16 protein-coding genes and 1 pseudogene are annotated in these 23,155 nt (G+C 42.1%); 5 read left to right on the top strand and 12 right to left on the bottom strand.

Annotation, left to right across the window (positions count from 1 at the left end; genetic code table 11):
* Positions 1 to 121: 121 nt before the first annotated feature.
* The 6 genes from RMY27_RS02355 to RMY27_RS02330 all read right to left on the bottom strand — a co-directional run bounded on the left by RMY27_RS02355 (position 122) and on the right by RMY27_RS02330 (position 9,731).
* The gene (locus tag RMY27_RS02355) at positions 122 to 1,513 is read right to left on the bottom strand and encodes a malic enzyme-like NAD(P)-binding protein (RefSeq protein WP_322660131.1); all 1,392 of its coding nucleotides are present in this window, start codon (positions 1,511 to 1,513) and stop codon (positions 122 to 124) included.
* A 447-nt stretch (positions 1,514 to 1,960) separates the two neighbouring features.
* Positions 1,961 to 3,043: a photosystem II q(b) protein gene (psbA, locus tag RMY27_RS02350; protein WP_322660129.1), complete on the bottom strand. Its 1,083-nt coding sequence runs from the start codon at positions 3,041 to 3,043 to the stop codon at positions 1,961 to 1,963.
* Between the two features lie 211 nt (positions 3,044 to 3,254).
* Entirely contained in the window at positions 3,255 to 3,533 is a 279-nt protein-coding gene (locus tag RMY27_RS02345; protein WP_322660127.1) for a hypothetical protein, read from the bottom strand.
* A 148-nt stretch (positions 3,534 to 3,681) separates the two neighbouring features.
* On the bottom strand, positions 3,682 to 4,764 hold the full coding sequence (psbA, locus tag RMY27_RS02340; RefSeq protein ID WP_322660126.1) for a photosystem II q(b) protein: 1,083 nt from the start codon (positions 4,762 to 4,764) through the stop codon (positions 3,682 to 3,684).
* Positions 4,765 to 5,115: 351 nt separating this feature from the next.
* Entirely contained in the window at positions 5,116 to 6,615 is a 1,500-nt protein-coding gene (locus RMY27_RS02335; protein ID WP_322660124.1) for an MBOAT family protein, read from the bottom strand.
* 101 nt (positions 6,616 to 6,716) lie between these two features.
* Positions 6,717 to 9,731 carry a DUF1574 family protein gene (locus RMY27_RS02330; RefSeq protein WP_322660122.1) on the bottom strand — a complete coding sequence of 1,005 codons (3,015 nt, stop codon included), beginning with the start codon at positions 9,729 to 9,731 and terminating at the stop codon, positions 6,717 to 6,719.
* 510 nt (positions 9,732 to 10,241) lie between these two features.
* Here RMY27_RS02330 and RMY27_RS02325 point away from each other — a divergent pair.
* The 4 genes from RMY27_RS02325 (at position 10,242) to RMY27_RS02310 (ending at position 14,445) form a co-directional block, all read left to right on the top strand.
* Complete coding sequence (locus tag RMY27_RS02325; RefSeq protein ID WP_322660120.1) at positions 10,242 to 10,508, top strand: hypothetical protein; 267 nt, start codon at positions 10,242 to 10,244, stop codon at positions 10,506 to 10,508.
* Positions 10,509 to 10,592: 84 nt separating this feature from the next.
* Positions 10,593 to 13,682, top strand: a complete 3,090-nt coding sequence (locus RMY27_RS02320) for a phosphoenolpyruvate carboxylase (RefSeq protein ID WP_322660118.1) — start codon at positions 10,593 to 10,595, stop codon at positions 13,680 to 13,682.
* 65 nt (positions 13,683 to 13,747) lie between these two features.
* A complete protein-coding gene (locus RMY27_RS02315; RefSeq protein WP_322660116.1) occupies positions 13,748 to 14,002 on the top strand; it encodes a hypothetical protein in 255 nt (84 codons plus the stop codon).
* 137 nt (positions 14,003 to 14,139) lie between these two features.
* Positions 14,140 to 14,445: a DUF4090 family protein gene (locus RMY27_RS02310; RefSeq protein ID WP_100898458.1), complete on the top strand. Its 306-nt coding sequence runs from the start codon at positions 14,140 to 14,142 to the stop codon at positions 14,443 to 14,445.
* A gap of 42 nt (positions 14,446 to 14,487) precedes the next feature.
* On the opposite strand, the pseudogene RMY27_RS02305 reads toward RMY27_RS02310, so the two are convergent.
* Together RMY27_RS02305 and RMY27_RS02300 are read right to left on the bottom strand one after the other, a co-directional pair.
* Positions 14,488 to 15,553, bottom strand: a pseudogene (locus RMY27_RS02305) (IS630 family transposase).
* Between the two features lie 224 nt (positions 15,554 to 15,777).
* Entirely contained in the window at positions 15,778 to 16,458 is a 681-nt protein-coding gene (locus RMY27_RS02300; protein WP_322660114.1) for a uracil-DNA glycosylase, read from the bottom strand.
* Positions 16,459 to 16,649: 191 nt separating this feature from the next.
* Here RMY27_RS02300 and RMY27_RS02295 point away from each other — a divergent pair, with 191 nt between their 5' ends.
* The gene (locus tag RMY27_RS02295) at positions 16,650 to 17,348 is read left to right on the top strand and encodes a phosphoribosyltransferase (protein WP_322660112.1); all 699 of its coding nucleotides are present in this window, start codon (positions 16,650 to 16,652) and stop codon (positions 17,346 to 17,348) included.
* Between the two features lie 27 nt (positions 17,349 to 17,375).
* Here the strand turns inward: RMY27_RS02295 and RMY27_RS02290 are convergent, their stop codons facing one another.
* The 4 genes from RMY27_RS02290 to glyQ all read right to left on the bottom strand — a co-directional run bounded on the left by RMY27_RS02290 (position 17,376) and on the right by glyQ (position 23,008).
* Positions 17,376 to 18,476 (bottom strand): tetratricopeptide repeat protein, encoded by a 1,101-nt coding sequence (locus RMY27_RS02290; protein ID WP_322660110.1) that lies wholly within the window; start codon positions 18,474 to 18,476, stop codon positions 17,376 to 17,378.
* Positions 18,477 to 18,767: 291 nt separating this feature from the next.
* Positions 18,768 to 19,217 (bottom strand): NADAR family protein, encoded by a 450-nt coding sequence (locus RMY27_RS02285; RefSeq protein ID WP_322660108.1) that lies wholly within the window; start codon positions 19,215 to 19,217, stop codon positions 18,768 to 18,770.
* A gap of 45 nt (positions 19,218 to 19,262) precedes the next feature.
* On the bottom strand, positions 19,263 to 21,617 hold the full coding sequence (locus tag RMY27_RS02280) for a ComEC/Rec2 family competence protein (protein WP_322660106.1): 2,355 nt from the start codon (positions 21,615 to 21,617) through the stop codon (positions 19,263 to 19,265).
* Between the two features lie 491 nt (positions 21,618 to 22,108).
* Positions 22,109 to 23,008 carry a glycine--tRNA ligase subunit alpha gene (gene glyQ / locus RMY27_RS02275; protein ID WP_322660104.1) on the bottom strand — a complete coding sequence of 300 codons (900 nt, stop codon included), beginning with the start codon at positions 23,006 to 23,008 and terminating at the stop codon, positions 22,109 to 22,111.
* Positions 23,009 to 23,155 lie beyond the last annotated feature (147 nt).

The raw sequence follows: 23,155 nt of genomic DNA, 5'->3' as shown, positions 1-23,155 counted from the left end.
AATCACCAATCATGCATCAATTCTTATCTGTTTAACATCAGTTTATAGCGCAAATAGATTGCAGCCTAAAAACTTAGGGACGAGCGAGACGCGCATCCCATAAAAGTGATTATTTTAGTTATTAATTCCGGGCGATACCTTCTTCACGTGCGGCACGTTGCACAGCAGCAGCAACAGCAGTGACAACGCGCTCATCAAAGACGGAAGGAATAATATGTTCCCGATTTAAATCTGAAGGCTTAACTAAAGAAGCGATCGCACTTGCGGCTTCTAGGTACATTTTGATCGTAATTGTCTGTGCCCGACAATCTAAAGCACCACGGAATACCCCAGGAAAAGCGAGGACGTTATTGATTTGATTTGGGTAATCACTGCGACCGGTCGCGATGACAGCAACATCTTTACTGACTAATTCTGGCTGAATCTCTGGAATCGGATTTGCCATTGCAAAGATAATTGGATCTTTGGCCATCGATTGCACCATTTCTGGTGTCAAAACTCCTGGTGCGCTGACACCAATAAACACATCTGCCCCTTGCATTGCACCCGCTAATGTACCCTGACCTTTCACAGCAAATTCGAGTTTTTCTTCTGTCAAATCGGTGCGATTGGTAGAGATAATCCCTTTAGAGTCGCACATCCAGATTTGTTCTGCCCCAGCTTTACGGAGTAACCGAGCGATCGCCACTCCCGCCGCCCCAGCACCGTTAATCACGATCTTGATTTCTGCTAAGGATTTATGTACCAGTTTTAGGGAATTAAACAACGCTGCCAAGGTGACAATTGCTGTACCGTGCTGATCATCGTGAAAAACGGGGATATCTAACTCTCGGCGTAATCTTTTTTCAATTTCAAAGCAGCGAGGTGCAGCAATATCCTCTAAATTCACGCCCCCAAACACCGGAGCGATATTCTTAACTGCTTGGATAATTTCTTCTGTATCTTGGGTGGCGAGACAGATAGGAAAAGCATCCAGCCCCGCAAATTCCTTGAATAGCATGGCTTTGCCTTCCATGACTGGTAGGGCGGCGGCTGGCCCGAGATTTCCTAAACCCAAAACAGCACTACCATCGGTAACAATAGCAACAGTGTTTTGTTTGATGGTTAAGTTGTAAACTTCCTCTGGGTCTTGAGCGATCGCAGTACAAATTCGACCGACTCCGGGCGTGTAAGCCATTGCTAAATCAGACACACTCTTCAGGGGAATTCTGCTAGCAATGCTGATTTTGCCACCGCGATGCAAATTAAAGGTGCGATCGTAGACACTAAGTAATTTGATATCTGGCAACACCTTGATTGCTTGTACAATCGTTTCAGCGTGTTCAGTACTGGCAGCATCCACAGTAATATCGCGGGTGGACTCTTTGCGGGTTTGCTCAATTAAATCAATTTGACCAAGATTACCGCCAGTAGTTGCGATCGCCTGAGTTACCGATGCCAACATTCCTACACGATTTGGAATCTGCAAGCGCAGTGTCAAACTAAAACTAGAATTAGGAGTTAGGTTTGCCATGTTGATTTTGGATTTTAAGTTTTAGATTTTATATTGAATTGAGACAAAAATTAAAATCTGAGATTTGTAGTCTGTGGAAACACAATAGACTTCTTGCAAAAGTCGGGGTAAAGGGGAAGGGGAAAAGGGTAAAGAAACTCAAAATCCTTTCCCTTTAACCTTTTTCCTTTTCCCTAAGAGTGCAAAAATATATTTTTGCAAGAGGTCTAATGTATGTATCCAGGGATAACCTTCAGTAGTTAGTTTACTCACTGCTTACAGTTTTGATAATTATTTTTATTTATACCAATGCATTTACTAATATAAATGAGCAACAATTTAGTAATTGTACCCAAATACACCAGATATTTTTTTATATTTTATCTATGTAAATATTTGTATAACTATAGCTTTATGCATGAAAAAAGCGCCCTCTAGACAGAGAGCGCAGTGAATTTTAAATTACAATTAACCGTGAATTACAGGTACAATCGTTGCCAGAGGTACTGCCTCACCCGCCGCCAAATCCAGTGGGAAGTTGTGAGCATTGCGTTCGTGCATCACTTCTATACCCAAATTGGCCCGGTTCAGTACATCAGCCCATGTATTAACTACATGACCTTTGGAGTCAAGAATTGATTGGTTAAAGTTGAACCCGTTAAGGTTAAACGCCATCGTACTGATGCCCAATGCCGTCAACCAGATACCAACTACAGGCCAAGCTGCTAAGAAAAAGTGCAAGGAACGCGAGTTGTTAAAGCTGGCATATTGCCAGATTAACCGCCCAAAGTAACCATGAGCCGCTACAATGCTATAGGTTTCTTGTTCTTGCCCAAACCTGTAACCATAGTTTATAGATTCAGCTTCTGTTGTCTCTCTGACTAGAGAGGAAGACACTAAAGAACCGTGCATTGCTGCGAAAAAAGCACCGCCGAACACCGCAGCTACACCGAATTCATGGAATGGGTGCATAAGAATGTTATGCTCGGCTTGGAATACCAACATGAAGTTAAATGTGCCGCTAATCCCCAGAGGCATCCCGTCAGAAAAGCTACCTTGACCAATCGGATAAATTAAAAAAACCGAAGTTGCAGCAGCTACAGGAGCAGAGTAAGCTACGCAAATCCAAGGACGCATTCCTAGACGATAGCTTAACTCCCATTGCCGACCAAGCCAGCAGAAAATACCAATCAGAAAGTGCAGGACAATGAGCTGATAAGGGCCACCGTTGTAGAGCCATTCATCCATTGAAGCAGCTTCCCAAATGGGGTAAAAGTGCAAACCAATCGCGTTAGATGTAGGTACAACAGCACCAGTGATGACGTTATTGCCGTATAATAAAGAACCAGAAACTGGCTCCCTAATTCCGTCAATATCAACGGGTGGTGCAGCAATAAAGGCAATAATGAAACAAATGGTAGCGGTCAATAGGGTAGGAATCATTAAAACCCCGAACCAGCCGATATAAAGCCGATTGTCGGTGCTAGTAATCCATTGACAGAAACGATCCCACAGGCTGCCGCTTTCGCTTCTTCCTAAAGTTGTGGACATAACTGTGTTGTTTATAAGCTGACAACAAACTTTCCCAATTCTCAGAAATTGAGACTTATAGTGTTTTCAAGGACTTTCGCCAAATACTTTCTCCCTAATAGCCGGGACTCTCTGGAATTTACCTCGCACCAAAAATGCTGTTAACTAACTTCCCCAGGGAGACTGTGTAAAAAAGGGAAAACTTTCCCGGCTCCTAATATCACGTTTTACATTAATAATTTGTATTTTTCAAGACATTATTTTTAAGTTTTGCTAAGTTAAATCCTGAACAAACTCTAGCGTGTTCTTTTGAATTTAAACCTTGTTGCAGTACTGCTAAAACTGTCGTCATATCACCTGTAATTAGTAGACTTATTGCAAAAGTCGGGGTAGAGGGGAAGGTGGGGCCCCCTCTGGGGATAAGGGGCAGGGGAAAAGGGTAAAGAAACTCAAAATCCTTTCCCTTTACCTTTTTCCTTTTCCCTAAGAGTGCAAAAATATATTTTTGCAAGATATCTAGTGAGGTGGCAGCTAACCACAAACCTGGAAATACTCTACTTTTAATCACCCTATCTGCATCTGGTGCGATAGCTTGAATCTAACAAAAAAAGCGCCCTCCATTTGTGGAGGGCGCTTTTTATCTAACTAATACTGAAGTATTAACCGTTGATAGCAGGAGCAGTCATTGCTACAGGTGTAATTTCACCAGCAGCCAAATCTAGAGGGAAGTTGTGAGCGTTACGCTCGTGCATTACTTCCATACCCAAGTTAGCGCGGTTGATTACGTCTGCCCAGGTGCTGATAACGCGACCTTGGGAGTCAATGATTGATTGGTTGAAATTGAAACCGTTCAAGTTGAATGCCATCGTGCTGATACCCAAAGCGGTGAACCAGATACCGACGACAGGCCAAGCTGCTAGGAAGAAGTGCAGTGAACGGCTGTTGTTGAAAGAAGCGTATTGGAAGATTAAACGACCGAAGTAGCCGTGGGCTGCAACGATATTGTAGGTTTCTTCTTCTTGACCGAACTTGTAACCGTAGTTTTGTGATTCGGTTTCGGTGGTTTCACGCACCAAGGAAGAAGTTACCAATGAACCGTGCATTGCAGAGAACAATGAACCGCCAAATACACCAGCCACACCTAACATGTGGAAGGGGTGCATCAAGATGTTGTGTTCTGCTTGGAACACAATCATGAAGTTGAAGGTTCCAGAGATACCCAAAGGCATACCATCAGAGAAAGAACCTTGACCAATTGGGTAGATCAAGAATACTGCGGTAGCGGAAGCCAAAGGCGCGCTGTAAGCTACGCAGATCCAAGGACGCATACCTAAGCGGTAAGAAAGTTCCCACTGACGACCAAGGTAGGCAGCGCAACCGAGCAAGAAGTGTAAAATTACTAACTGGTAAGGACCGCCATTGTACAACCACTCATCTAAGGAAGCTGCTTCCCAAATTGGGTAGAAGTGCAAGCCGATGGCGTTTGAAGAAGGAACAACTGCACCAGAGATGATGTTGTTTCCGTAGATCAAAGAACCTGCAACTGGTTCGCGGATGCCGTCGATGTCCACAGGAGGAGCAGCGATGAAAGCAATTACGAAGCAGGTTGTAGCAGCTAGTAGGGTTGGGATCATAAGTACACCAAACCAACCGATGTATATGCGGTTGTCGGTGCTGGTGATCCACTCGCAAAAGCGATCCCATACATTAGCGTCGGAGCGCCGTTGTAAGGTTGTGGTCATTGTTTTATAAGTGCTATGGATTGTTAAATATGGAACAAGCGGAGTTTATTTCGCCTGCTGAAATACAGTCTACATGAATTTACTTTGATGCAATCTGTGACTTAATATTCTGTAATATAATTATTTAACAAGCTCATCGAACTGTAAAGTTTTCCTACTATAAATAAAGCCATACAAGGTAGTGAATTAAAGCTTTTTAAGCCACTTCAACAACAAACTAGCTATCACTTTTAAGGATGCGATTGCCTAGTTTTGTCCCTTTACACTTCTTTACAATTTACCATTTAGAAACATTTGAAGTTTTGCTGATTTGTAACAAGATAATAAGTTCTATATTGTCTGATAGTCCAGTTAAAAATCAAAGTAGATGTAGGGCAAACTGCCTTCCGGAGCTAATAACCAAACAGCATAGAAACATAGAGGAACGAATACAAGCTTAAGAGGCCAGTTAAACTGTAACTTCAGGATTCGGTTGAAGGCGTAGACTACAGCCATAAGGGCAGCTAAAGCTACAAGTACCCAAGTGAGTTGGGATTGGCTCATATTTAAGGCTTCCACATAGACCTTTTCAGCAAACTGGGCGTCAGCCGGATAACCCCAAAGATGCCGAATTACCAAAGAAGAGTCTTGGAGATTAGGTAGACGGAACCAAATCCAAGAGGTAAAAACCATCAATTGAGTTAAGAACCAAGCGACAAAGATACCCAGAGGATTTTGCCAGAATTGTTCTAGATTTTCAGAGCGATCGCTTATAGAATCTGTAAGTCGATGAGCCACCAAGGCCAATCCGTGGAATATGCCCCAAACGACATAACCCAAAGCGGCACCGTGCCAGATACCAGCAATTAGCATCACAATAAATAAATTCCAGCAGGTACGGACTAAACCCCGCCGGGAACCACCCAAAGGAAAGTAAACATAGTTACGTAGCCAATCTCCCAGAGTCATGTGCCAGCGCCGCCAAAATTCTGAAATATTGGTGCTGAAATAAGGAAAGTCGAAATTTTCAGGTAGAACCAAGCCAAAAAGCATAGCACTACCACGGGCAATGTCTACGTAACCGTTGAAATCTAGATATAACTGCAAGCCGTATGCGAATGTAGCTAACCACAAATCGGTACTACCCGCCCGTTGCAAATTACCGAAACATAAATCGACAAAAATTCCCAAGTGGTCTGCAAAAATACCTTTTTTGACTGCACCCCTAGCAATCAACCACAGCGCTTCAGTTACTCTATTAGTATCGGGTAATTCTAGTGTATTAAATTGATTTGCTAAGTTGTGATAGCGCGTAATCGGCCCTGAAATCAGTTTGGCGAAGAATAATTTGTATGTAGCAAATTTGAGAAAATTATCAGTAGCAGGGGCACCACGATAGACATCTATTAAATAAGCAATACATTCAAAGGTGAAGAATGAAATTCCTAAGGGTGCAATTAATTTAAAAGAGTTATCTGGTGAGTTTGTTTGGACATGAAAAACAAACTTGAATAAAGGAGTAAAATACTTAAAAGCTAATAAAAGTAAAACATTTAGACTTATACCCAGCCACAAAACTTTTAGACGCCGACGATTCCAATCAACTTGAGCAAATTGCCACTCTTCATTAGAAATTTGCCAGTCAAGAGAATGTTTTCCTGGTGATGTATTGTTCCCAATTTCTAGCCCTACACGGAAATTAATAAACGTCAATGCTAATAGTAATGGTATGTATTGGATATGCAAAGATGCATAGAAAACCAAACTGGCAATTAGCAGCGTCCACAATCGCAATTTATGTTGTGCTAAAGACCAGTAAATTCCTAACACACTCAACAGGAACAGCCCATAGAAAATTGATATAAAGTTCATTTTTTAGTCATTAGTCATTTGTCATTGGGCATTGGACATTGGGCATTAATCAATAATTCTTCCTCTGCCTCCCCTGCTCCCTCATCCCCATCCCCCACTTCCTACTTCACTGGCCAAGGAATCATCGGATCGTTAGCTAGCTTTTTCGATACTTCGTATGCACCAAAGCGGTTGAGGTGACTAGGATCAGAAAAGAAGTCATTTACTTTTAGCCACTGTTGGCTCAAATCACGATAAATAAAGTTGGGATTAGTGGCCAAATGCAACATATATTGCTGAAATTGTTGCTCATATTGTTTACGCACTGGATCTAAATAATCTCCCGTCAGAGGCATGTTGACAAACACTAAGGAGATTTTCTGAGACTGGGTAAACTGAAGCACTTCTTGAAACGCAGCATCTTGCTGTCCTTCTACTTGAAAAGATTTATAGTCGTTGTCATAATTTCCGGGAACTCTAGAATGTTTTTGATAGTATCTCGCGGGATTAAACCGAATAGACAAGGGTAGAAAGCCATCAAAGTCAACTGCTTGCTGAGAAATACTTTCATCTGAAGTACCGTCTGTCAATTGTTTTTGTGATGCAACTGTCTGATTATTACCAAATATGAGCAGTTGTTTTTGCAGTAAACTTTTAATTTGGTCGCGGTTTTGATAGCTACCAGAAACAGATGCTATAGCCTGATTTAATGACTGATTGACAGCTTCATAAGTACTAATCTCCTGTTTTTCTTCCTTTGTTTTTTCTTCTCCCGAATTTATTGTATTTTCTAAATCATTGCTACTTGCCGTTGTTGGTGTTTTTTGGAATGCTTGTTTATAACCAGCTGATGCAGCCAGCGATTTAAAGGTAATATCCTCGCGCCCACCGTTGAAAGCACGCGCACCATCTGCCCAAATAATTATTTTGGGTAGTTCTGATGGTTCTAGTACGTGACGAATCACAAATTCTACAACTTGTGCTGTAGCACCGTTGATCCCAAAGTTAAACACGTCAAGATTTGGATAGCCTTGAGTTGCTAAAGCTTTAGAAAGCGCTGCGGGATCTACTCCTCTGAGGGCGCGGGAGGAGCCAATAATCAAGACATCTGGGGGACTACCAGTTCTAGCTAAACGCTGTTTATACAGTGCTAATTGCTCGTCTAACTGCCTGACATTAAAACTTGGCATTTGCGATCGCGCTGCTAAAAGAATAGCTGTTGCGGTTGCTTTTTCCTTCAATGGTGCGGCTGCCAAATTATTTTTTGGGGTATCATCACTTTGGGTAAATTCCGAAGCGTTAAATACAGAACTCTGATTTGGAGGAGATTTTTTCTTGGAAGTGCTACTAAAAAATGTCGTTTTCTCAGTCTGATTTTTCCCAGATGTCAAAGATACCTTTTGCTCGGAAGATGAAGATGGGAGGGTGGCACTAGCCACTTTTGGCGAACTGGGCGTATTAAGTGCAATAATTCGACCCAATACCCAATCCGTTTGGAGGGTGAGTAATAATCCCAGCGTTCCCCAAACCAAAGCAATTTTAATTCCTTGAACATCATGGTTACGTTCCGCTGACTCGTTGCTTTCGGTAAATAGCTGGCTTTTCAACAGGAATTTTCTCGCAGTTGAACTCGCCGTTGCTATCCAATCTCGCGCTACTTCTGTTACAAAATTTTGAACTTCTTCTGTCGTTAAGTCTGGGCGCAAAATTGGCTCACTAGTCTCAGATGTTACTAAATCGTTGATGTATATAGAAGTAGCAGCAAATTCTGGGGTTGCTTCTGGCACTAAACGTTGGCGATGTTCAAGATCGACGCCATAATGCCAAAAAGGTTCTTTATTCCCAGCCCGGCGACCGTAGATACGTACTCCTATAATACCGGAAATTTTTAACTGACGGATAAACTGCGTAATTTTACTTGCTACTTGTTGCCGCTGTGGACAAACAGGTGCATCACACATAATGTGCAATAAACCATTTTTGTTCAGTAGAAGTACGCGAATTCCACCTGTCAATAATCGCCAATCCAAATCAGGATTGAGTAAGCGCTCTATTAAAAATACGATCGCTGGTTCATCACCAGTATTTGCCAAATCAAGTGGTGATATGGCAAAGGCAGGATGGGTTGCTGCGGGTAAAGCCAGCCAATCAATCCAAGTGGGTTCCTTGTCGCCTGCTTTTTGTCCGTATATGGTGGCGGCGAGAATGCCTTGAGGAGCGATCGCTTCTAGCTGCGGTAAAATTGCCTCTAAGCACACTACCTTGTCTGGGATCGGGGCTGTTCCTAAAGGATCGAAAGCTGGGATACAAAATATATGTAGCGTTGATTCTTTCAGAGAAACTTGCACACCAACTTTTAATCCTGATAGTACTTCAGCTAATAATCGAGCGATCGCTTGGACATCCCCCCAACGCGCCCACTCCTTCAGCATCACCTCTGGTGGTGTCAAATCCACTCGCAGCAGCCAATCAGGAGCAGTTTCGCCCCTCACCTGAGAAACAATTACGGCATCTTGGTAGCCGGAAAGCTTGAGATAACGCAACTTTTGTGCTATCGGTTCAGCAAGCAACGATGCATCAGGGCTATAGCTTGAATGGCAAAATATCCACAGGCGATTTTCTTCTGACTGAGAATTCTTTGGCTTATACAGCTTAATCTTTACCTGTACTGATACACCTAGCGTACTCAGAGTTTCGCTCAGATATCGAGCGATCGCTTCTGGATTGCCTTGGCGTGCCAAACTTTCGTTAGAGACAATTAGCGCCCCACCCGATTGTTTTGATTTTTCCGAGTCTGCAAGCAGCGCTTGTTGCACTTGATCGAGATGCTTATCTATTTGATTCAAGTGAACTCGATGGCACCATGAGGGACGCTGTTCCCCTTTTCTGCGGCCATAGACAAATACTTGATATATTGAGGTTTGTTCGCTGCTTGTGAGAATATCTAAGTTTGTTTGCTGTAGTGCTTGCAGCAAATCAGACAAAGTGCGCCAACGCTGCGGACATTCTGTACCTTCACAAAGAATATGAAGGTCATTTCCCCGCAACCGGACTTTCACTCCGAAAGTGTTGATCCCTGTTGCTTGGCTCACCCATTGCACTAAGGATTGCTGGCGATCTGGTACTACTGTTTTCATGCTCAGTTAACTTTACAGGAAGCGAGGGTTGGGGGATAGTGCCTGCACTTGTAAACTAGAACCATAGGTCTATCACACTCTGACGGTTTTTTTTAACAATTTTGTTACCTTCGTAGCTCACAAAATCGGACAAGATAGTCTTGTATAGGTTGCAAGTCTGACTAATGTTGAGTTTTGCGTTTATTTTACTAATAGGGAGTCAACAATCAGAAGTTAGGAGTTAGGAGAGACGCCATTAATCACATCTGTACAGGAGCCAGGAGTCAGAATAATTCTATATGACTGACTGATGACTTGTCCTTTAAAGCCGGACTTGTATCCCACTGCGCTAATGCCTCTGATGGGCGAAACAAACAATAAGCTTATCTCATTTCAACTCCATCCCTTGATCGTTGGAGTCATCCTAACTCCTAACTCCTAACTCTTGTACAGACGCGGTTAATCGCGTCTCTCCTCACAGACGCGATTAACCGCGTCTCTACTCTTAATTCCCATAACCAAAAATTAGCAATGCCTCCTACCAACCAACAGTCTTCACCTAAACCCGCATCCAATCTGGATTTATTTCCCATTCCTCAATCGTTCCTTTTACAAATAGGTACAGCGTCTATATTACTGCTGCTAATTACTGGAAAAGCTACAGTAAGAGCACTAGAAGCCGTAGGAGAAGCCAGTGAAGAATTATTTCGAGGCGATCGCCTACCCAATTTAGACTTCCCATTAGACTTCCCAGATGAACACGAAATCAATCAAGATGAGAAGATATACACCAAATAATTATTTGCTCAGGAACAACCCGGTGAGCATTAAGTGCAAAACCTAGAACCGTAAACAGTAATTAGCTTTACAAGAATAGAGAATATGGGTTCCCTTTTATACTCTTCGTCTCAAACTGCTGATATATACCCGGTGTCAGAATTATTTTTGCGCCATCGTCTCCAGGTAGTGGAAGAATTGTGGGAGTCAGTTCTCCGGCAAGAATGTGGTCAAAATATGGTGGAGTTGTTGCGTCAGTTGCGCGATTTATGTTCACCAGAAGGACAAGCAACAAATGACCAAGCATCCTCAGCCGTCAAATTAATTGAACAACTAAATATCAACGAAGCAATTCGTGCGGCTCGTGCTTTTGCTCTATATTTTCAGCTGATTAACATCATAGAGCAGGAATACGAACAACGGCAGCAATTGAGCCGCTATGAAGCAGATACAGAGGAAATAGAGCCGGAAATACCATCCAATGTTAACTATTCGTCTAATCAAAGAGAAGATGACGCGCCTGTTAGCAAAGGAATAGCAGCAGACTTCCTCAAAAAGAATTATCTCGAAAAAGCGCAAGTCAAACCAAAAGGTACTTTTGCTGCCTTGTTTCCCTATTTATTCAAACTAAATGTCCCACCCCAGCAAATTCAACGTCTAATTGCACATCTGGATGTGCGGTTAGTTTTTACAGCGCATCCAACAGAAATTGTTCGTCATACCATCCGCGATAAGCAGCGACAGGTGGTACAACTTTTGCAAAAACTGGATACTTTGGAAAATCACTCTGGTAGCACACCAGGAGCATATCCTTGGGAAGCAATAGATGTCCGCGAACAATTGCTCGAAGAGATTCGCCTGTGGTGGCGTACAGACGAACTTCACCAGTTCAAACCCACAGTGCTAGATGAAGTAGATTATGCCCTGCACTACTTCCAAGAAGTTTTATTTGATGGCATTCCGCAACTGTATAAACGTTTCAAACATACTCTATCTAATACCTTTCCTTGGCTAGAACCACCGAGTAAAAACTTTTGCTCTTTTGGCTCCTGGGTAGGCTCAGACAGAGATGGAAACCCATCAGTCACACCTGAAACTACCTGGAAAACGGCTTGCTATCAGCGCAAAATGGTGCTGGAGAGATATATTCAGTCAGTGAGAAATCTGATTGAATTATTGAGTGTGTCGATGCACTGGAGTGATGTTTTACCAGACTTACTGGAATCTCTAGAATTAGATCAATCCCAGTTGAGCGAAGTCTACGACGCACTGGCGCTACGTTATCGACAAGAACCGTATCGGCTCAAACTAGCTTATGTACTGAAACGGCTGGAAAATACTCGCGATCGCAATCTCGCTTTGTACAATCGGGAAACGCCAACAAATCAAGATAGCCCTCTGTATCGTTCGGGAGCCGATTTTTTAGCAGAGCTGCGAATGATTCAGCGGAACTTGACAGAAACAGGTTTAAGTTGTCGAAATTTAGAAAATCTCATCTGTCAGGTAGAAATTTTTGGCTTTAACTTGACACAGTTAGATATCCGCCAAGAATCATCTCGCCACGCCGATGCGCTAAATGAGATCCTCGAATACCTGCAAATATTACCTCAACCTTACAACGAACTATCCGAGGAGCAAAGAGTTGCTTGGCTCACAGGAGAACTGCAAACCCGCAGGCCATTAATTCCGGCAGAATTACCATTTTCGGGAAAAACCAATGATGTAATTGAAACCTTTCGCGTCGTGCGATCGCTGCAACAAGAATTTGGTCTCAACATCTGCCAAACTTACATTATCAGTATGTGTCGCGACGTGAGCGACGTGCTGGAAGTACTACTGTTAGCCAAAGAAGCCAGACTTTTTGACCCCGCCATTGCCGTCGGAACTATTCAAGTAGTCCCCCTATTTGAGACAGTAGAAGATTTACAACGCTCCAGAAGCGTCATGCACAACCTGTTTGAACTGCCGTTATATCGCGCTTTATTAGCTGGCGGTTACGAACAGACAAAACCAGAAGATGCAGATGAAAATTTATCCCCCCCTGCTCCTCTGCTCCCCTGCTCCCCTGCTTCCTCCCCCCTCTCCACGAACTTGCAAGAAGTAATGCTGGGGTACTCTGACAGCAACAAAGATTCTGGTTTTTTAAGCAGCAACTGGGAAATTCATAAAGCCCAAAAATCATTGCAAAAAATCGCAGAAAACTACGATCTGAATTTGCGGATTTTCCACGGACGCGGCGGTTCTGTGGGACGCGGTGGCGGCCCCGCTTACGAGGCTATTTTGGCTCAACCTGGTCATAGTATCAATGGGCGAATCAAGATTACCGAACAAGGAGAAGTTTTAGCTTCCAAATATTCCTTGGTGGACTTGGCTTTGTACCACATGGAAACCATCACCACTGCTGTGATTCAAGCCAGCCTCCTGCAAACTGGGTTTGATGATATTGAACCCTGGAATGAGATTATGGAAGAATTAGCAGTGCGATCGCGTCAACATTATCGTGCTTTAATCTACGAACAGCCTGATTTTGTTGATTTCTTCCACGAAGTAACTCCCATTGAAGAAATTAGCCAACTGCAAATTAGTTCCCGTCCCGCACGTCGTCCATCTGGTAAGAAAGATTTAAGCAGTTTGCGAGCTATTCCTTGGGTATTTAGCTGGACGCAAACTCGCTTTTTACTTCCTTCTTGGTATGGCGTTGGCACAGCGTTACAAGAATTCTTGAACGCAGAACCAGAAGAACACTTGAAATTACTGCGCTACTTTTATGTTAAGTGGCCCTTTTTCAAGATGGTGATTTCTAAGGCCGAGATGACTTTGGCAAAAGTAGACATGCAAATGGCACACCACTACGTCCAAGAACTGTCAAAACCAGAAGATCAAGTTCGCTTTGCCAAGGTGTTTGACCAAATTGCTAGCGAGTTCTATCTGACAAGGGATTTGGTGTTAAAAATTACCGATCACAATCGACTATTAGATGGCGATCCTGTATTGCAACGATCTGTGCAGTTACGCAATGGGACAATTGTCCCCTTGGGATTTATCCAAGTTTCACTACTCAAGCGTCTACGGCAGTCCCAAAATACTACTGCTACTTCTGGAGTAATTCACTCTCGTTACAGCAAAGGTGAGTTACTACGAGGAGCATTGTTAACTATTAATGGTATTGCTGCTGGGATGAGAAATACAGGTTGATTGGGAATGGGGAATTGGGCATAGGGCATAGGGCATAATGACCAATGACCAATAACCAATGACTAATGACAAAAAACAGAATTTTAATTTGCACTTTGTTGGCACTGTCATCAGGTTTTTTTGGCGCTTACACTAGTGGGCAAATCACCATGATGCTGCATAGCCAAAAGTGCCAAAGCCAACCTTGGGGTTTAAAGGAGATGTGCAATGCTTGGATGACGCCAGGAGCAATATGGCAAGGTAGCACAACAGGACTTTGGACAGGTACTATCGTAGGGGCTTTTATTGGTGGCGTGATGACGCGACAAGCTCGTGATTAGCCGTAGGGGCGCAAGGCCTTGCGCCCCCATAACACATGTGGTTCAAATACTGAAAACTTCTGTAAACGTGAGTTCGGGCAACTTTGGTGTCAGTAAGGCTGGTAAAATCTAGCCATAGCGAAGAAGAGAAAATCATTATGCCTACCGAAACTAACCCAGGGAATCAAACTACTACAGGAGCTGATGCGATTGACGAAGCGATCGCACAAGGAATTGATTTTGATGGTTCTCCCATTCCACCTGCCAAGCTAGAACTTTATGGTAAAGTTATGGCGCTAGAAGGCAATAGACAGCGCAGTGGTGTATCTAATACGATGCGATCGCGCATTGTGCGAATTGGCGCAAAACACATTCCCCAAGCAGAACTCGACCAATTACTCGTAGATGCTGGTTTCGCGCCTCTAAAAGAGAAAGAAATTGCCTTTTTCTATAGTGGTAAATAAATAAAGTTAGGAGTTATATGATGTCCGGTAAATTGCCCATAATTAAACCGCCAGTTTTGGCCACCAGTGAAAATTGGTTAAGCCGTGTACAAAATCAGGCTGGTCAATAATTTGACGACAACGTTGAATTAATATCTGCTCAACCTCGTCAAGACTTTCAAAACTGCGATTAGCAATTGGTTCATTTGTAAGTGTCCACAAACGTTCTGCTGGTTGTAATTCTGGTGAGTGGGAAGGTAAAAACGATAAATGGATGCCATCTGGTAGTTTTACCTTGTCACTCGTATGCCATCCAGCTCGATCTAAAACCAAAACAACTTGCTTAGTTTTACCAATACCAAAGTGACGCGCAAAATCATCAAGGACTCGGTTAAATAATTCAATGTTGACGTAAGGTAGAATCCACCAATATGTCTGTCCAGATTTAGGGTGAACAAAAGCATACAACCATAACCATTTAAATCGCCAGTTGACGTTTGCAATTGGTACTGCAAACTCATCAACCCAAATACGGCGAATGACTGGTTTGAGTCCAACACGGTGTTCATCCATTGCCCACACCTCCACGTCGCAGTCTGGTTGTATTTGCTTGATTTGTTCGACTTGGGTCGCTAAATTTTTTTTTCCATTCCTCTTGCTCAGTAGGACTTGAATCTGTGTGTTCAGGACGTGGGACTCGCAATCGATAGCGCATCTGTTTGAGATATTCCCATCCTCTTTGACGACTAACACGACGACCAATGAATTGGGCAATCCAGTCTGCGACTTTACGACCGTTCCACAGTCCTCCTTCCGCTGGTGGTTCCTGTAATGCTTGCCATAGATAAGCTTGCTCGACATCATTAAGCAATGGTTCTATCCCACCTTGATTTTGTTCCCGGTGATCTCCCAATGTCACAGGCCCAATCCGGTTATACCCCCAAACCAATTCGTAAATCCAGCTACGACTGTACCCTGTTACTGCGGCAACTTCTTGTGTCCGCAACCCTTTGGCTAGCAACCAAATAAGTTGATAATGTGTTCGCTCAACAGGTTCTTTTGCTTGGCGATATCGGATCTCCAACTCATCAAGACTAAGATGCTGCTCGATTTTGATTTGCTTCGGCATTGCGATCGCCCTTTAAATGCACCCTTCTCTTTTATTATGGTTGATTGCCCGGACATCATATTAGGAGTTCGTTGAGATAAGCTACTTTCGCAATGGCTGACGACAAACTCTGACACTCCTGACCACAGTGTAATGCTGCTAAATCCTTACTGCCACACGTTTGGGCTTAACACATCAATTCAATTCTTTATTTCACACATCTTAAATCTAAACATAGAAGTTCCTTAGCTGTTATTTTGGATTTCCTCTAACTTGGCACGCACTGCCTGGATATCTTGCCACATTAACCATTTCGGCGCACCTCTTTCCTTAGAAGGATTACGCAGCAAGTAGGAAGGATGAAAAATTGGCATACATAAGCGCCCTTCCCACTCCAGCCACTGTCCGCGAATTTTCGTAATTCCTCGCTTATCGCCAGTGATACCTTTGACAGCAGTTGCACCCGTTAACAGAATTATTTTGGGGTCGACTAAGCGAATTTGTTCTAGTAGGTATGGTAGACAAGCCGCCACCTCTACAGGAGTGGGAACTCTATTATCTGGTGGGCGGCATTTATTGATATTGGCAATATATACATCATGCTCAGTAGTGAAATTTACTGATGCCAAAATTTTCTCTAGCAATTGTCCCGATCTGCCTACAAATGGTAAACCCGTTTCATCTTCATTTTGACCTGGCGCTTCTCCCACAACCATAATTGGTGCTTTGAGATTGCCACGTCCGACAACAGCATGAGTACGAGTGTCTCCCAATGCACAACGGTGGCAGCGATCGCAATGCTGTGTCAACTCCGTTATGTCAGAATAAGTTCCGGGAGCGATCGGAATTTTCGCGTCTGTAGGAATCAGTTCTCGTTGGTTAAAAGTTGAGTCGTCGAAGAGGCTGAGTTGGGTTTCGCTGCTCATGAAAATCAGGATTTTGGCATCAGCACCAGCTGTTATATCTGAGTTAAATAGCCTTTTGGTTGGATATTTATCAGAACAATAAACTTTTGCTGAATACTTAATTATTTATACAAATCTTATTGTATCAGTTAATTTGAGACAAAATTCAGTCATGATAAAAGCATTGCCGTCTTAAGATGCTGGGGGAAAACATGACACAGACCCCACTTTTCGCCGATCGTACCCATGCAGGTGAGTTATTAGCACGAGTAATTCATGATGTTTTGACTCAGCAAACTATTGATTCTGGGGTAAAGCCTGTACCAATTATTTATGCTTTGCCAAGAGGAGGTGTACCAGTAGCAGCACCAGTAGCACGTCTTTTGGATTGTCCGTTGACAATTGTTGTCGCAAAAAAGATTAGCCATCCAGAAAACCCAGAGTTAGCAATTGGTGCAGTGACTACTTCTGGAAATGTTCTTTGGACCGATCAAAAGCTATTTCGCTCTAAACATGATGTGCGGTGGCGAGAAGTGGCTTTAAATAAAGCAATAAAGCTTGCTAAGTCTCTTGAGGCTCAATTAATTCCTACTTGTCCGCAAGTAAATGCAGAGAATGCTACGTTGATCTTAATTGATGATGGTATTGCTACAGGTATGACAATAGCGGTAGCAGCAACTGCTATGAGAGCGCTTTCTCCAGCAGCAGTTTGGCTATGTACTCCAGTAGCGCCGCAAAAATTGCTACCTTGGTTAGAACAGTGGGGCGATCGCACAATAGTCTTGGAAACACCCGAACCATTCTGGAGTGTGAGTAATTTTTACGCAGAATTTCCCCAAGTAGAAACATTAGAAGTTCTCGTATATCTCCAACAACAAAAAACAATCGGAGAAATTGATCTGTGCGAGTAATTTTGAATTGTTTTCCGGTCTTGCTTTTTAACTATTTGAAGATGTTCCCTGCTGATATTGCATAGCTTTGGCATAATCACCCAAAGCGTAGCAAGCGACTTTCAGGCTGGCAAGAGCTTGTTCTTCACTGCGACGATCTTTGATATTTCTAGCTAACAACAAACGTTCTTCATAATATGTAATTGCTTTGTTATAATCACCCAAAGCTTCACTAGCAACTCCTAAACTACTTAAAGACTGTTCCTCACTACGCTTGTCTTGAATTTCTTTGGCTAATTGCAACCGATCTTCATAATACTTAATCGCTTTAGTATAATCACCTAAAGCATAACAAGCATTGCCCAGATTTTTTAACACTTGAGAAGCACTGCGAACATTTTTTAATGAGCGTGATAGTACTACACATTGCTCATAATACGCGATCGCTTTTTGGTAATTGTTCAAAGCATACCAAGCATTACCTAAATTCTTGAGTACCTGTTCTTCGCCCCAATTATCTTTGAGTTCCCGCACAATCGCTAGACTTTGCTGCTGATACTCAATGGCCTGTGTAAAGTTGCCTAAAGATTTATACACCAATCCTAGATTATTCAGTGCTGCCACTTGACTTCGTTTGTCTTGGAGTTGCTGCGTTATTTTCAAACATTTTTCTAGATACTCAATAGCCTTTTTATGGTCATTCAGGTGACGGTATGCATTGCCTAAATGGGAAAGAGATTGCATTTGCAATACTAAATCTGAAGTGTTATTGAGCAACGAAAGACACTGTTGGGAGTAAGAGATAGCACCTTTGTAGTTTCCAGCGCTGTAAGTTACCAATCCTAAAAAAGAAAGTACCTGTGCCTGTTTTTCTAAATCACCAACTGCCTGAAACAGCCCCAAGGATTGCTGTAAAGACTTCATAGCCGTTATTAATTCGCCACCTTGCTGCTGTTGAATTCCTTGCCTTAGTAGCTTGGACGCTTCTGACAAATGGTCATCACTTTCTTGTAGAGGTATTATTTCTGCTTGTGAACCAGAGTCAAATTCATGGGTAATTGTATTACGCTTCACTGGTTTTAGGTATGTTATGGGTAATTGTAAGGGAACTGTATTTTTAAATCTGTTATTCCATTCACCTTTAGACATCAACTTCTTCCTGTGAAGTCTAGTCCTAAATCTAGTGTTCCCAAAACCAGGATATATCTTTCACCAGCTGGTTTACCACAGCCTAAGTTTAGGAAAAGTGAGAGTTTATATAGCGATCTCTATAGAATACTTAATCGAGGATTTTAGATTATCACTCATGAAGAGTAATAACTATATAGCAGTTTTAGATTATTTGCGATCGTCTCTGTTTCTTGACTATTTGTATTCTTTATGTCTGGAGTACTTTTATTAAACAACTATTTTTAATAAGCTTATTTAATAGTTTTGTTATCAATATATCCTATAGGTATGGTGCAGAATATCCCGCACCTCAATTAAAATTTTTCCTAGCATATTTTTACCACTCCCATCCGCTCCGCAACCCCAGTAAAAATCGATAGGCGAGTTTTCAACAATTTCTATATTGTTTGTAGAAAGTAAAATATCTCTAATATCTGTATGAGTTTGAAATTTGCACAGCACAGCTTGCCGCATGATGTCATCTTTAACTTGTTCCCAATCTTGGCGTAAGGGACGCGTTCTCTCACGCCCCATTCTTGCTGCATCTTTAGGTGTTTTAACTAGGCGGATTTGTTCTACATGGGGTGTACCCACAAACTTTTGCGCCTGAAAGTAGTGTTCGCTAGTTGACCAATACAATCCATCTAATTCAAAGCCGTGGGACGAAAAGTTAGAGAAACAGCCATACTCTTCACGAGTACTATAAAAATAAATTGTCATAAAAATTAATTTAATTTTCTTGAATTTCCTGAATTTGTAAGTTTTTTATAAAACAGATGACTTATTTTCTGTTGATTCAATAAATGCCTCAAACTGACCATTAGGTGTCCATTGAATAGCCCCATCTCGTCCTGTAAAAAATAGTTTAGTTTGACTTTGATTCAGTTCAGATAAAGTTTTTGGATCAAAGTTGGCAGAAGAAGCGATCGCTACTTGTGGTTGCAGAGCAATAACTAAATCCTTCAATGACTCAGGAGCACACCAAAGCACTTGCGGGCGAGACAAACTTCCGTTTTTAACGAGTTGTTGCACCTCTTTAGACTTAACATTACCTACTAACAACCAATTCTGATCTAAAATTTGCAATTGTAAAATAGGTAATTGGTCGTTGATTAACTGCGCTACTATCGAACCAGTTTTCACAGCTTGCCCAACTGCCAAAGTTTGATAAATTCCTTGATGTTTTTGTAGCTCCTGTTGAATTGCTTGAGTTGTAATAGAATTATCTGTTTGGTTGGAATATTCATAAAAATTATTAATTGGTAAACGTTGCATTAATTCAAACCAAGCATTACTTTCATTACCTTGAAAATCAGTTGCGATCGCCCAGTTTATTTGATTTACACCCTGCTGTTGTAAAAACGGTAAAATTGTAAAACGTCCTGTACCTTCATCACCGCTATTAATTACAGTTACAGTACCTCGATCTTGAACAACTACAATTGGTTCTGTCCCAGATTCTAAAACTGTTATCCTAAACAATGTATTTTTAGAATGCCAAAGCGGGATGAATATTAAACCAATCGCAATCATATTAGCAAACCACCATCGCCTTTGCCACCAACGCACTAGCCAGACCAATATAATTAGTATATAAATCGCCAAAAGCTGCCAAGTAGATATACTGCCTACAACAACAGAATTTCCAGGCAACTTGCTAAAAAATTCCACTAGTTTAATTAGCCAATCAGTAGGATAATGTAACACCCCGGCTACGAAGCTTCCTGCTTCAGTCCAAACTAAACCTACTAACGCACTGATAATTCCACCTATACTAATGATCGAAATTAATGGAGTACTAACCACATTCAACAACAGACTATAAGATGGTACAACTCCAAAGACAAAAAGTTGTACAGGTAAAGTCCAAATAGTGGCAGCTAGGGGAACAGCAATCAAAGCAGCGATCGCAGGTGGTAGCCATGCTAGACGATTGACTAATGCGGGTACTGTTACAACTAATCCTAATGTCGCTAAAAAACTCAATTGAAAACCTAAATCCCAAATCCATAGAGGATTAAATACTAATAGTAAAGTTGCTGCCAATAGTAACGATCCAAACTGTTTTACTTTCCTTTTTAATAGCAAGCCAACTAATGCCGCAAAACCCATAAGTACGGCTCTGAGAACCGCAGGTTGAAATCCTGTTAAACTCAGAAAAATAATTAAACCCAAAAAGCCAAGGGTAAATTGCGTTCCTTTACTTGCCCGCCTCGTTAACTGTAAAATTACACTCAAAATCAAAGAAGTTTGGAACCCAGAAGCCGCTAAAGCATGAGCTAATCCAGCTTGTACAAATAAGTCGCGGATATCGTAGGGTAAATCAACGGCTTTACTGCCTAAAACCATTGCACTGACAAGAGGCCCTTCAGGAATACCCAACCAACGAACTTGCGATCGCACAATTCGCTCCCGAATTTGCCACCATCCCCATTTACGTTCCCGATCCAAAACATTTATTTGTCGCCCAATCAAACCAGCAAACGTTCCTTCCTGCTTGAGAAACTTCTGAAAATCGAAACCACCAGGATTGGAAGCCGCCTTTGGTTTATACAAAATCCCAGTCACAGCAATTTCTTGACTAGGGTATAACCCAGTAGCCTGAAGTATAGGGACTGTTACATACAATTTCCCTGTAACCCCTTGTGGGACACCTGCTGAACCTTGATCATTTTTGACTTCATCTAACTGAGTCGTTTCCAGCCAAAATTGTCCTCGCTGATTGCGAGTTAAGCGAGGGTTACTCACCACTTCGCCGCGTACAATCACAAGTTGTTCTTGATTGCTGCTATTTCCAGGCGGGACAAACTGACTAATATCTTTTGCATCCGGTTGTGGCATTCGCCATTGAAAATATAGAGTTGCCAGTAATCCCACCAAGCCAGCAGCTAACCATATTCGAGGATGGGGAGTACTTTGCCAAATATTAGGCGCTGCCTTATTTTTGCTTCCAGTATTTTCCGGTTTCTGAGCAAATTGTTGCAGTGTGGTGCGTTTTCTAAAAAGTATTGCTCCCACAATCCCCACAACCAAAATCCCCACACCACCCCAAGGAACTGCTGTAAGCAGCAACCCAAAAATGTAGCCAAGACAAATAATTACACCACTGGTTTGAATCATAAGATTTTTGTAAAAGCACCTGGCAATCCGAATTTGCAGATGGTTTAAATATAGATAGGGCAGCAATAAAGAAAAATCGACGTTGCTGAATTTGGTTATGAAATTCAAAAATAAAATATTTCAAACTCTTATTATCTGTGTTTGGAGCACCCCTGCGTGAGCTTTGTATCTCTTTAATTAACAACAGCGAAAAATTTTTCTGCTTGTGGTGAGTATAGTACATCAAGTTTATATAAACAAAGCCCGCACAGGCGGGCCTTATCCTTGTATCTTGAATTTTCTAGACTCAATATTTAACCGTATTTCTGTTCTTTTGCAAAAGCTGCATTAAAAAGATATACCTAGCTTAAACCTCAGACCACAAGGATAAACAGAACATAAAATCGTAGTGAATTGAATTTGGCATGACTCTGCGTACCTTTGCCTTTACTCTGCGTTTAAAACGCTATTGTTTTACACAAAGATGTACTTAGTTCGTGTAGACGCACCCTTTAGTATATTGGGCTTCCTGTTGAACTCACAGTATCTTTGAGCAACGGAAAACCCAACTTCTCCCTTTGCTCAACATATAAATGAGCTACCTTCCTAGCCAAATGCCGAATCCTGGCAATATAGCGAGTTCTCTCTGTCACCGAAATCACACCTCTAGCATCCAGCAGATTGAATGTGTGTGAACACTTCATTACATAATCTAAGCTAGGCACTACCAATCCTCGCTCCGTCAATTGGGTAGCTTCCTGCTCATACAAATTAAATAATGTCAGTAGCAACTCAGGATTTGACGCTTCAAAGTTGTATGTACATTGCTCAATCTCACTTTGCAGGAAAACATCACCATAAGTAGTGTTATCTGTCCATTGGATCTTAGTAAATGCTTCTACTTGCTGGAGATACATTGTCAGCCGCTCTAACCCGTATGTAATTTCAATCGACACCGGACGGCAATCAATTCCTCCACACTGTTGGAAGTAGGTAAATTGAGTAACTTCCATCCCATCTAACCATACTTCCCACCCAGTGCCCCAAGCTCCCACAGTTGCATCTTCCCAGTTATCCTCTACAAACCGAATATCGTGGTCTTGAGGACGAATACCTAAAGCTCTTAATGAATCAAGATAAATCTCCTGAATATTATCTGGTGATGGCTTAATCAGAACTTGATATTGATAATAGTGTTGAAAGCGGTTGGGATTTTCGCCGTAGCGTCCATCAGTAGGACGACGACAAGGCTCAACGTAAGCAACAGCCCAAGGTTCCGGCCCCAATGCTCTTAAAAAAGTCTGGGGATTCTTAGTACCAGCCCCCTTTTCAATATCGTAGGGCTGGGCAATAAGACAACCGCGATCGCCCCAAAAATGATGCAATAGACTTATTACCGACTGAAAATTCACGCTTGTTCTATCCTTAGTCAACACAGTGCATAAACCATTGTTGCCTAGAACCTGGCACTGTGGGCAATTTCAGGAGATGCAGAAGCGAGCCAAAAATAATTTGGGAAAAATAGTTGACACAATGAATTAGGTTCGTTATATTGAATA

The sequence above is a fragment of the Nostoc sp. DedQUE09 genome (assembly GCF_034530915.1).
Taxonomy (GTDB): domain Bacteria; phylum Cyanobacteriota; class Cyanobacteriia; order Cyanobacteriales; family Nostocaceae; genus Nostoc.
This window is presented reverse-complemented; position numbering and strand designations above follow the sequence as displayed.